Here is a 12604-nt window from a genome sequence, read left to right on the forward strand (position 1 = left end):
GATAGGATGATGATAGAAAAGCTTGGAGGGAAAAGAAATGAGACTTCGATGCCAATTTGAGGTTGAAAGGCTTCCCGTTGCTTTATCGAATATTAATATGAAATTTTAGTGTATCTAGAGTAGGTGCAAATATTTAAAAATATCGCAGGGAGCGGGATTAAATGAAGTTTATTGCCCATATACGCGAAAGTGATAATAAAATACAAACTGTTAAAGATCATTTGTTAGAAGTAAGAGATTTAGCTGAATCCTATGGGGAAAAGCTAGGTGTAAGACATTTAACTGGTCTTGCGGGTGTGCTTCATGATCTTGGAAAATGCACAAATGAATTTAGAGAATACATATTAGAAGCAGTAAATAATCCTGATGCACCGCCTAGAAGAGGAAGTGTTGACCATTCAACTGCAGGTGGGAAACTTCTCTATGAGATTTTTCATACAAGCGAGAAGTTAGATCCTCATAAAGGTCTCTTAGCAGAAGTGGTGGGAAATGCGATAATTTCTCATCACTCGTATCTTCAAGATTTTTTAAATCCAGATTTAGAATCAAATTACTTAAAAAGAGTTCGTGATAAAGAATTGCCTGAATTTGATAGGATAAAGCAATATTTTTTTAAATATGTTATGAATGAGAGAGATTTTCATAATTATGTTGACAAAGCAGCTGAAGAGTTAAAACAATTTTTAGCAAAAGAGTCATCAGGAAATTATGAAAAGCAACTAATGTTTTTAACCAAATTTGTATTTAGTGCTTTAATTGATGCTGATAGAACGAATACAAGATTATTTGAAGAAAATAAAACCAATGACCCTATAAACAATCATGAAGAGTTATTTGATATATACTACGAAAGGCTCATGAGAAAAATCAATTCATATAGTAAACAAAAGGATGCCTGTACACCTATTAATCTTCTAAGAAAAGAAATGTCTGATCAGTGTGATAAATTTGCTGAGAGAGCATCAGGAATATATACGTTATCTATCCCAACTGGTGGAGGGAAAACATTAGCAAGTTTAAGATATGCTCTTAAACACGCGAAACTTTATAACAAAAAACACATCATTTTTGTAGTCCCCTATACAACTATTATTGAACAAAACGCAGAAGAAGTTAGAAAAATATTAAAAGATGATGCCAATATATTAGAGCATCATTCAAACGTTATTGAAGATATAGATGATGATGAAAATCAAGATGGCTTGATTAGTGTGCAACAAAAATTAAAATTAGCCAAAGATAATTGGGATTCACCAATTATTTTTACAACGATTGTACAATTTTTGAACGTTTTTTACGCAAATGGGAGTAGAAATATTAGGAGGCTACATAATTTAAGTCATTCAGTGATTATTTTTGATGAAGTGCAAAAAGTTCCTATTTCATGTGTATCTCTATTTAATCAGGCACTAAACTTTTTAAAAACTTATGGTTGCTCCAGCATCGTGCTTTGCACTGCAACTCAACCAGCATTAGACTTCGTTGAGCATAAATTAGAAATAAATACGGATGCGGAAATGGTCAAAAACCTAAATTATGTAATTAATGCATTTAAACGGGTGGAAATCATTGATAAAGCAACAAATGAAACATTTAATAATGAAAAACTATCCAATTTTATTGAGGCAAAAATAAGAGAAGTACAAAGTGTGTTAGTTATTTTAAATACGAAATCAGTTGTGAAAGATCTGTATACTCAATTGAAAATGAAGAAGATAAATTTACCAATTTATCATTTGAGTACATCAATGTGTGCTGCTCATCGTAATAAAATTTTAGGTGAAATAAAAGATCATCTGAAAGAGGGTAATAAAGTAATTTGTGTAAGCACCCAACTGATTGAAGCGGGGGTAGATGTTAGTTTCGATTGTGTGATTCGCTCATTAGCAGGATTAGATTCCATTGCACAAGCTGCAGGCAGATGCAATCGGCACGGTGAAAAGGACATACAAAATGTTTATGTTATAGACCATGAAGAAGAAAAGTTAAATCGTTTAAAAGAAATAGCTGTTGGAAAAGAAGTTGCGAAAAGAATTTTGATTGATATAAGCCGCGATCAGGCCAATCATGGTGGCAGCATCTTGTCTATGCAAGCGATGGAAAGATATTTTAAAGAGTATTATACGGAATTCAAGCAGAGTTTGAATTATTTTATACCGAAATTGAAAAAAGAAATGGTAGAGCTATTGATAGCCAATAGAAGAAAAAGCTCCTATAGCCAAGCATATTTTCAAAAAAATGGTGCGCTTCCTCCGTTATTTTTAGTAAATAGCTATAAAACAGCGGCTGAACATTTCCGAGTGATTGACGACATGACTACTTCCGTAATTGTTCCGTATGGTGATGGTAAAGAAATTATCGCTGAATTCAATAGCAATAAAAGCATTTATGAATTTTCCCAGCTTTTGCGAAAGGCTCAGCAATATACGATCAACATCTTCGATTATGAACGCGAACAATTAATCAAAAATGATGGGTTAGTGCGTTATTTAGACGGCAAAGTCCTAGCCTTAAAAGAGGGAGCATATGATAAGGAATTCGGCCTCAACCTTGAAAATGACAGCCATTTGGATGTAAGTATATTTTAAAAGATGCTTACTTAAGAGGGGTCTGGGGTCTTAAATAAAATAAAGTACAATCAAAAGGGTGCCAATTACTTTTGGTGCACCCTCTTTCAAATAATATAATATATTTTTCAATCCACGCTTTTAAAAGCGACAATTTATTATACCATAATCAAGATTCAAATATTATATTTCATATAATATATTATTTAAATTGAATATTTTCTGAAAAAAGATTATTATTAAATTATTAAAAAATTCAAAAAGGAGGTGTCTGTATTGAGAAACGCTATTGAATTTGAAGTTTATGGTGATTACGCCTTATTCACGGATCCTTTGACAAAAATGGGAGGTGAAAAGCTGTCCTATCAAGTGCCAACCTACCAGGCGTTGAAAGGAATTGTCGAGTCGATTTATTGGAAGCCCACCATACTTTTTATCATTGATGAGGTTCGAGTGATGAATCCGATTCGAATGGAATCCAAAGGCATTCGGCCAATTGAATATGGTGGGGGAAATACACTGGCTCATTATACGTATTTAAAAGACGTAAGATATCAAGTGCGTGCACATTTTGTTTTTAATCCGCACCGTCCTGATCTTGCTTTTGATCGCAACGAACATAAGCATCACAACATACTAAAACGTTCACTGAAAGCTGGAGGACGAAGAGATATCTTTTTAGGCACTAGAGAATGTCAAGGGTATGTTGAACCGTGTGTATTTGGTGAAGGTGAAGGATTTTATGACGATTATGGCGATATTCATCTAGGTACCATGGTTCATGGGATTAATTACCCAGATGAAACCGGTAGAAACGAAATGGAAGTACGTCTATGGAATCCAGTTATGAAGAATGGCATTATTCAGTTTATTAGGCCAGATCAATGTACACATGTTCGAAAAATCAAAAAAATGGATCCGAAGCATTTCGATAAAACAAATATTGAATCTGCTGATGAACTGTTAAATCAATTAGGAGGGGGAGGTGAATAAATGAGCTGGTTATTAAATTTATATGAGACATATGAAGCCAATTTAGATCGTGTAGGTGTAATGGAAAAAAAGCATAATGAACAAGAGTATACTTTGTTGCCGATTTCTCATACGACTCAAACCGCGCATATTGAAGTGAATATCACAGAAGACGGGCAATTTCATTCGGCAACAGTCATTAAGGAAGTGACTGTCATCCCTTGCACAGAAGATTCTGCCAATCGAGCAGGTTCAAAAATAGCTCCTTACCCGCTTCACGATAAATTAAGCTATGTAGCAGGCGATTTTGTTACATATGGTGGGGAAATAAAAAAAGAAGAACCCTTTAGCTATTATATTCAACAGTTGAAAGATTGGGCAGAATCCCCTTATGCAACAAAGAAAGTAAAAAGTATTTATCACTATTTAAGCCAAAAGCGGCTTATTAAAGATTTAGTGGCTGCAAACATTTTGTATCTAGATCCGAATGGGCGTTTAATTGATAAATGGAATAAAAAACACGAAGCTTTATATGGAAGCAAACCACCTATTTTTTCGGTCATTAGCGGTGGAGTGGAGAGTGCTTTTGTTCGTTTCAATGTTTATTCACCTCATACTATATTGACAAAGGTTTGGAACGATTCTGAAATGTACGATTCATTTATTTCTTACTACAAAGACCTCTTAAAGAACAACGACGAAGATTTTTGTTATGTAACAGGAAAAAAGTTGCCAGTCACTGATAAACACGCAAACAAAATTAGAAATGCTGGCGATAAAGCGAAACTAATTTCAGCCAATGACACGAGTGGTTTTACATTTAGGGGACGTTTCGATAAAAGTAATGAGGTAGCCACCATTAGTTATGATGTTTCCCAAAAGGCGCATAATGCACTGAAATGGTTGATTAACAGGCAGGGAAAAATCATTGACCAACGCGTGTTTCTCGTATGGGGAAATGATGAAATTACTCTACCAGATCCGACAGAAGATACTTTTGCTATCCATCCCATACCATTAGAAAAAAAAGAAAGAAAATCATTTACGAATCAGGAATTTGCTAATGAAATAGCCAAAGCTTTGGAAGGGTATAAAGCGAATCTGACAACAAAGTCCGAGGTGAATATTTTAATCCTTGATTCTGCTACTACGGGCCGTCTTGCTGTGCTTTATTATCGAAATATGAATAGGGAACTGTATTTACAACGACTGGTTGAATGGCACTCAACTTGCGCGTGGCTTCACCGTTATCGAAAAGATGAAGAAAAGAAAGCGGTTCAATTTTATGGAGCTCCCGCGACTAAAGATATTGCGTTTGCTGCTTATGGGCCGAATGCAAACGATAAAGTAGTGAAAGGACTGATGGAGCGCATCTTGCCTTGTATTGTCGATGGTAAAAAAATTCCACTGGATATTATCAGAAGCGCTTTTTATCGCGCTTCAAATCCAGTAGCAATGGATAACTGGGAATGGGAAAAAACGCTAAGTATTACCTGCGCTTTAATTAATAAACAGGAGGGATTAAATATGGCGCTAGATACAGAAAATAACGACCGCGATTATTTATTTGGGAGGTTATTGGCCATTGCGGATGTGCTGGAAAGACGAGCTTTGGATTCTGATGAAACGCGAGCTACGAATGCCATCAGATATATGAACGCTTTTTCCAGACACCCCGAAAGAACATGGAAGATCATTCAGGAAAGTATTCAACCTTATCAAATGAGGCTCGGGACAAGAGGACTATATTTGTCCAAACTAATTGATGAAGTGGCTTCTAGAATGAAATTTGAAGATTTTAATAACAAACCGTTATCTGGTAAATACCTATTAGGTTTTTATAGCCAACGACATGCATTATATCAGAAATCAGAAAAAAATACTGAACCAACTAATGAAGTAGGAGGAATGTAATATGTCAATCTTAGATCATAAAATTGATTTTGCTGTTGTATTATCGGTAAAAAAAGCCAACCCAAACGGAGATCCATTAAATGGAAATCGTCCAAGACAAAATTATGACGGACATGGGGAAATTTCGGATGTGGCCATTAAACGAAAAATCAGAAATCGACTGCAGGATATGGGAGAGTCCATTTTTGTTCAATCAAATGATCGAAGAGTCGATGATTTTCAAAGTTTAAAGGAGCGTGCAGAAGCACACCCGGAATTAAAGAAAATTATGAGTTCTAAAAACGGTTCAAGTGAAGAGTTTGCCAAGATAGCTTGCCAGTTATGGATCGATGTCCGCGCTTTTGGTCAAGTTTTTGCCTTTAAAGGATCCGATTTATCTGTCGGTGTTCGTGGTCCTGTTTCAATCCATACGGCAACAAGTGTCGACCCTGTTGATATTGTCAGTATGCAGATTACCAAAAGTGTCAACTCTGTAACGAATGAGAAACGAAGCTCTGATACTATGGGAATGAAACATCGAGTGGATTTTGGGGTATATGTTTTTTACGGCAGTATCAACACACAATTGGCAGAAAAAACAGGATTTACAAATGAAGATGCGCTAAAAATCCAACAAGCTCTTGTTACATTGTTTGAGAATGACGCATCTGCTGCGAGACCTGAAGGAAGCATGGAAGTGCACAAAGTTTATTGGTGGGAGCACAATTCAAAACTGGGACAATATTCTTCCGCTAAAGTTCATCGTTTATTAAAAATTGAAAAAAATGTGGAAGAACCAAAATCGATTGATGATTATACGATCACTTTAAATGAGCTAGATGGTTTAAAAGCTGTGGTCATCGATGGTAAATAATGAGGAAGAAATTTATTTAATGTTGTCCGGTATTCAGCATTTTCAATTTTGTAGACGCCAATGGGCTCTCATTCATATTGAACAGCAATGGGAAGAAAATGTAAGAACGATTGAAGGACAATATCTTCACCGAAAAGCTGACAAGCCATTTATTCGAGAGAAGCGTGGCAATAAACTGATTGTTCGAGCAATGCCTGTAAAGTCAAATGAACTGAAAATTACCGGTGTTTGTGATGTTGTTGAATTTGTTAAAGATAATAATGGTGTAGAAATAGTGGGTGCTGAAGGAAAATATGTTGCCTATCCTATAGAATATAAACGTGGAAAGCCGAAAATAAATGATTCAGATATATTGCAATTAACAGCACAAGTTATGTGTTTAGAGGAGATGTTACTTTGCAAAATAAACATAGGATATATGTTTTATAACGAGATAAAACGGAGAGTAGAAATACCTATAACATTAGAAAATAAAAATAAAGTAAGGTCAATTGTCTTAGAAATGCATGATCATTATAAGCGCAAGTATACGCCTAAAGTGAAAACTGGATCTTTTTGCAAAAACTGTTCCCTCCAAAATATTTGTTTGCCAAATTTAATGAATAAGCGGACTGTAAAAAGTTATATTGAAGGAAAGATAAAAGAATGAAAAAACTGCTTAACACATTATTTATCACTCAATCAGATGTTTATTTATCATTAGACGGCGATAATATTGTCCTTTTAAAAGAGAATGAGAAGATAGGTAGATTACCGCTTCATAATTTAGAATCAATCGTATCCTTTGGCTATACTGGTGCAAGTCCTGCATTAATGGGATATTGTGCAGAAAAAAATATTTCATTAGTTTTTTTAACTAAGAACGGTCGATTTCTGGCAAGAGTGATCGGAAAAAGCAAAGGTAACGTCATCCTTAGAAAGAAACAATATCGTGTGTCTGAAGATGAAGTTATGTCGGTAAAAATTGCACGTAACTTTATTATTGGAAAGATTTATAACAATAAATGGATAATAGAAAGAATGACTAGAGATTATCCATTACGAGTGGATGTAGCTCTTTTTAAAGAAATCTCTCAACATTTATCATCTATCATTCATGATGTGCGAGAGTGTGAAGATTTAGAAAGATTAAGAGGTTTGGAAGGACAAGCTGCTATAAGTTACAATAAACTGTTTAATCAGATGATATTACAGCAAAAAGAAGATTTTTATTTCCACTCGCGATCACGAAGACCGCCATTAGATAACGTGAATGCAATGCTTTCATTTGCTTATACGTTATTGGCAAATGATATGGCATCAGCGTTGGAGGGGGTTGGTCTCGATGCATATGTTGGTTTTTTGCATCGAGATCGACCAGGAAGAGCATCTTTAGCTTTAGATGTAATGGAAGAATTGCGGGGTGTTTACGCAGATAAGTTTGTCTTAACATTGATTAATAAAAAAATTGTTAACAAAGAGGATTTTATAAAAAAAGAAAATGGAGCTGTAATTATGACAGATGAAGCTAGAAAGAAATTCTTATCTGCATGGCAAAATAGAAAACAAGACAAGATAACACATCCATATTTAGGCGAGAAAATAACTTGGGGATTAGTTCCACATGCACAAGCTTTACTATTGGCCCGTCATTTACGTGATGATTTGGATGAGTATCCACCATTTTTATGGAAGTAGGTGTAAATTTTGTTAGTTTTAATAACTTATGATGTTAGTACTGTAAGCAGTGCAGGACAAAAAAGATTAAGGAAAGTGTCAAAAGTATGCCAAAATTATGGCCAACGAGTCCAAAATTCAGTTTTTGAATGTAACGTCGATGCAGCCCAATTTACAGCTTTAAAATTAGAACTTACCAATATTATTGATGAAAATAAAGATAGTCTCAGGTTCTATCAACTAGGAAACAATTATAAGTCTAGAGTAGAGCATATAGGTGTGAAAGCATCACTTGATTTAGAGGATCCTATAATTTTTTAGTGCGAATGTATAATGAGCTTGAAATTCTTGATACATTCGCACCTGATTTTTTTGAAATCATTTCCATATTTTATTTTTTTTTTGAAAAAAGTTCTTTATTTTTATAAAGAAAATGGCGGTTTTTTGTCAAAATTACATCAATTTAAGTAATTTTGAGGAAAAATCGCTGTCGCATCCTTTATGGATGCGTGGATTGAAATTATGTTTGAGAGAGGGAAGCGCGTCCTCTCTCTTGTCGCATCCTTTATGGATGCGTGGATTGAAATTGAAAGAATTTGGTACAAAGTCAATGATGTAACGTCGCATCCTTTATGGATGCGTGGATTGAAATCCTTTTTAAATGCTTTGTGAGATCATCCTTATTCGTCGCATCCTTTATGGATGCGTGGATTGAAATACGAATCATCCATGCCGGCCGGTCGTCTGCGATCGTCGCATCCTTTATGGATGCGTGGATTGAAATTTGTTAGCTTTTCAATTTCCTGCTGCTGATTAAGTCGCATCCTTTATGGATGCGTGGATTGAAATAATTGTCTTCAAAGGTTGTCCGGTATTCGGGCTGTCGCATCCTTTATGGATGCGTGGATTGAAATTCATATTTTTGTGCTGTCTGTGGGTTGTAAAAAAGTCGCATCCTTTATGGATGCGTGGATTGAAATTCTAAATACATCCCACAAGAAACGCTTGAGATCATGTCGCATCCTTTATGGATGCGTGGATTGAAATTTCCTTCTTCGTATTCTTCAACTAAATCATCCACCGTCGCATCCTTTATGGATGCGTGGATTGAAATTACAAATCAGATTGCAAGCAAAGTAAGTCAAACGTCGCATCCTTTATGGATGCGTGGATTGAAATAGACGTCATATCGGAGACGAAAAAACAGGAAGCAGTCGCATCCTTTATGGATGCGTGGATTGAAATTAACGCAACTGAACGCGCACGTCAAGCGAATGAGCGTCGCATCCTTTATGGATGCGTGGATTGAAATACGACACCTACCTCCTATGCACTTGGTTCATAAGTCGCATCCTTTATGGATGCGTGGATTGAAATAACGGTGCAGCTAAGCTGTTGCGAAAGAGTTGTCGTCGCATCCTTTATGGATGCGTGGATTGAAATAAGAATCGATGAAAGGTATGACCGACACGCAAAAGTCGCATCCTTTATGGATGCGTGGATTGAAATTTTTTTGGTGATCATAGTTTTATCAAGCACCCATGTCGCATCCTTTATGGATGCGTGGATTGAAATACGTATGAAAAACGTACTTCACCAGTAACAACAGTCGCATCCTTTATGGATGCGTGGATTGAAATTTTTCCTCTTTTTCAGCTTCCTCGAATTTTTCACGTCGCATCCTTTATGGATGCGTGGATTGAAATATCTATGCGATACCATTTGTTGAGGATTAATTGTTGTCGCATCCTTTATGGATGCGTGGATTGAAATAAAATTCGTTCTAAATATGATGTTAGACTAAAAAGTAGACACAGATTATTATAGTAATAATAGAGAAAAATGAGGTGTCTACATGACAAAAAAACAAAGGCGGTACGAGGAAGACTTTAAGCGTCAAACTGTTCGTTATATTTTGGAGGAAGCGAAATCCGTTGCACAAGTGGCTCGTGAGCTCAAAATTAACGAAAATACTCTTCACGGCTGGATGAAAAAATATAAGCAAGAACCTGAAATAACAGAAACCCAAACGTTTCGATCCGAAGACCACGAAGTTCGTGAACTGAAGAAACGTATTCGGGATCTGGAGGAGGAAAACTCCATCTTAAAAAAGGCGATGCACTTCTTCGCGAAAGACCATCGGTAAAATATTCATTTATCCATAAACATCGCTTCGATTACCGATTGGAGAAGATGTGCGAAGTATTGAAAGTTTCTCGAAGCGGTTATTATAAATGGCGTGATCGTCCCAAAAGTGCTAGACAAGAGCGTCGAGAAGAATTGACGCAGGAAGTGCGTCGTGTGTATATCGAATCTCGCCAACTGTATGGGAGTCCAAAGGTTGCCAAAAAGCTTAATCATGAAGGCATTAAGGTTTCACAGAAGACGGTTTCCCGCATAATGAACAAAGAGGGAATGAAGTCTCGTACCGTGAAAAAGCATAAGGCTACCACTAACTCAAAACATAACCATCCGGTCCACGAAAATGTCTTAAACCAACATTTTACTGTTACGAAACCAAATGAAGTATGGGTAGCTGATATCACATACATTCCAACGGATGAAGGTTGGCTTTATCTAGCTAGTATGATGGATTTGTATTCAAGGAAAATAGTCGGCTGGCATATAGACTGTTCCATGAAAAAGGAGCTAGTGTTAAGTGCTTTAAAGCAAGCCTATCAGCGTCAACAACCACAGGGTTCTATCCTCCATCATTCTGATCGAGGGAGTCAATATGCTTCAAATGACTATCAAGCTAAGCTAATGGAATACGGAATGAAATGTAGCATGAGCCGCAAAGGAAATTGTTATGACAACGCTTGTATTGAATCATTTCATGGGATAATAAAAAAAGAACTAATCTATCAGACTCGTTATAAAACAAGGGAAGAAGCAAAAAAGAGCATATTTGAGTATATAGAAATATTTTACAATAATAAACGTATTCACTCCGCAACAGAGTATTTTTCACCATCTGAATACGAACGTATGTACGACAAAAAGGGAGCTTAATGAGCATATTAATAGAATAGTTAGACCCGAAAATTTACCTTTAAAAATAATTAGGACAACGTCGTAATTATTTTTAAAAGGCCACCAAGCGATAGCGCGGTAGCTGCGAAAAAAATTTATAAATTTTTGTGTCTACTTTATTGACCTAATATCAATATCTAAAGGGTACTTTAGGTCGCATCCTTTATGGATGCGTGGATTGAAATACAAATGGCCTGTTCGATCAATGTCACCACATCGTGTCGCATCCTTATGGATGCGTGGATTGAAATTCCGGTAAAAAGCTTTGGGGGGCATGATACTCCGTCGCATCCTTTATGGATGCGTGGATTGAAATCAAATAGGAATGATATGGTCACAATGTGCTTGTTGTCGCATCCTTTATGGATGCGTGGATTGAAATCTCCATTCCGGTATAAATAAGTTTTTCCATATGAGTCGCATCCTTTATGGATGCGTGGATTGAGATGTGTCCATGGGGGTGTCCAGAAAGTCAAATCGCCAATGAAAGCAAAAAATCATAAACACCGATATATCAACGTTTCTAAAACATTAATGGGGCGTCAATAAGCCGTAAAAACGACTTATTAGCCCCCCCTCCTTTATAGATCATAGGTCATTGTTTCGGGTAAATAAAAAAGAAAGGGCCCAATTCGCTATACGGTTTGGGTCCTGTTCTATAATTAATATCTAGTTAGTATTTCCTTTTGTAACAAAGGTTCATAAGTATCTACACGACGGTCCCTAAAAAACTGTAGTATTCTCCTTGTTTTTTCAATTTCACTTAAATCTACTTCTTGTACGATGACACCTTCTTTGTCATCAAGGGAAGATAAAATATTTCCAAGCGGATCACTAATAAAGGATCCTCCGTAAAAACTCATCTCTTTTTCTCTTCCTACGCGGTTAACTGCTGCTACAAATACTCCATTATAAATTCCGTGTGCCAAAATGGCTTTTTGCCATGATGGTTTCGTTGATAATTCAGGATAATCTGGTTCAGATCCAATTGCGGAAGGGAAAAATAAAATTTCTGCTCCCTTTAAACTTAAAATTCTTGCAACCTCTGGAAACCATTCATCCCAACAGATGCCAATTCCAATTTTCCCATAGGCAGTATCATAAACGGGATATCCAGTATTGCCTGGGACAAAGTAATATTTTTCATGGTATTGAGGACCGTCTGGAATATGATTTTTTCTCGTAATGCCTAAGCGTTTTCCATCTGAGTCAAATACTGCTGCGCTATTAAAATATATACCTGAGCCAGCTTTTTCATAGAAAGGAACAATTAATACGATTTGTAAAGTTCTTGCTAATTCACTCATATTGGATAGAACAGCACTATTTACATCTTCTGCCAATTCGTAGTTTTGGACATCAACGGATTGGGGAAAATATTGAGAGGCAAACAATTCTTGTAAACAAATAATTTTTGCTCCGTTATTGGCAGCTTCTTTAATTTTTTTGATAGTTTTTTGGATGTTTTTGTCAATATCTTCCCCGCAGCTTAATTGAATAAGACCTATCTTTACTTTGGTCATTTTCTTTCTCCTCCCAAGTATTTTTTATAAGAGCAGTTCTAATATTGAGAAGTACATTGCTGTTTAGAACAGCCTCTTAAAATTGT

Annotated in this window: 9 protein-coding genes and 2 CRISPR repeat arrays; of the genes, 8 read left to right on the forward strand and 1 reads right to left on the reverse strand. The window is 36.0% G+C overall.

From position 1 onward, the window contains the following. Positions 1 to 161: 161 nt before the first annotated feature. The 8 genes from cas3 to NSQ94_RS02570 all read left to right on the forward strand — a co-directional run bounded on the left by cas3 (position 162) and on the right by NSQ94_RS02570 (position 10974). The gene (gene cas3, locus NSQ94_RS02535; RefSeq protein ID WP_339193386.1) at positions 162 to 2588 is read left to right on the forward strand and encodes a CRISPR-associated helicase Cas3'; all 2427 of its coding nucleotides are present in this window, start codon (positions 162 to 164) and stop codon (positions 2586 to 2588) included. A 255-nt stretch (positions 2589 to 2843) separates the two neighbouring features. Further along, positions 2844 to 3560, forward strand: a complete 717-nt coding sequence (cas5c, locus tag NSQ94_RS02540) for a type I-C CRISPR-associated protein Cas5c (protein WP_130158748.1) — start codon at positions 2844 to 2846, stop codon at positions 3558 to 3560. Next, the gene (gene cas8c, locus NSQ94_RS02545) at positions 3561 to 5453 is read left to right on the forward strand and encodes a type I-C CRISPR-associated protein Cas8c/Csd1 (RefSeq protein WP_339193385.1); all 1893 of its coding nucleotides are present in this window, start codon (positions 3561 to 3563) and stop codon (positions 5451 to 5453) included. Between the two features lies 1 nt (position 5454). Next, the gene (gene cas7c, locus NSQ94_RS02550; protein ID WP_144598277.1) at positions 5455 to 6306 is read left to right on the forward strand and encodes a type I-C CRISPR-associated protein Cas7/Csd2; all 852 of its coding nucleotides are present in this window, start codon (positions 5455 to 5457) and stop codon (positions 6304 to 6306) included. Continuing rightward, positions 6296 to 6955, forward strand: a complete 660-nt coding sequence (gene cas4 / locus NSQ94_RS02555) for a CRISPR-associated protein Cas4 (RefSeq protein WP_094244425.1) — start codon at positions 6296 to 6298, stop codon at positions 6953 to 6955. The genes cas7c and cas4 overlap by 11 nt, the downstream gene beginning before the upstream one ends. After that, positions 6952 to 7983, forward strand: a complete 1032-nt coding sequence (gene cas1c, locus NSQ94_RS02560) for a type I-C CRISPR-associated endonuclease Cas1c (protein WP_094244426.1) — start codon at positions 6952 to 6954, stop codon at positions 7981 to 7983. Before cas4 ends, cas1c begins: the two co-directional genes overlap by 4 nt. 9 nt (positions 7984 to 7992) lie before the next feature. After that, the gene (cas2, locus tag NSQ94_RS02565; RefSeq protein WP_094244427.1) at positions 7993 to 8283 is read left to right on the forward strand and encodes a CRISPR-associated endonuclease Cas2; all 291 of its coding nucleotides are present in this window, start codon (positions 7993 to 7995) and stop codon (positions 8281 to 8283) included. A gap of 168 nt (positions 8284 to 8451) precedes the next feature. Beyond that, a CRISPR array of direct repeats spans positions 8452 to 9735; the repeat unit is 32 nt; unit sequence GTCGCATCCTTTATGGATGCGTGGATTGAAAT. Between the two features lie 82 nt (positions 9736 to 9817). Beyond that, a protein-coding gene (locus tag NSQ94_RS02570; RefSeq protein WP_339230034.1) for an IS3 family transposase occupies positions 9818 to 10974 on the forward strand; the annotation gives its coding sequence in 2 pieces (ribosomal slippage) (positions 9818 to 10076 and positions 10076 to 10974; 1158 coding nt in all). A gap of 174 nt (positions 10975 to 11148) precedes the next feature. Next, positions 11149 to 11443: a CRISPR direct-repeat array (repeat unit 32 nt; unit sequence GTCGCATCCTTTATGGATGCGTGGATTGAAAT). A gap of 214 nt (positions 11444 to 11657) precedes the next feature. On the opposite strand, the gene NSQ94_RS02575 is transcribed toward NSQ94_RS02570, so the two are convergent. Beyond that, the gene (locus NSQ94_RS02575) at positions 11658 to 12518 is read right to left on the reverse strand and encodes a carbon-nitrogen hydrolase (RefSeq protein WP_144598275.1); all 861 of its coding nucleotides are present in this window, start codon (positions 12516 to 12518) and stop codon (positions 11658 to 11660) included. Positions 12519 to 12604: the final 86 nt, after the last annotated feature.

The sequence above is a fragment of the Aeribacillus sp. FSL K6-2833 genome (assembly GCF_037965815.1).
Taxonomy (GTDB): domain Bacteria; phylum Bacillota; class Bacilli; order Bacillales; family Aeribacillaceae; genus Aeribacillus; species Aeribacillus composti.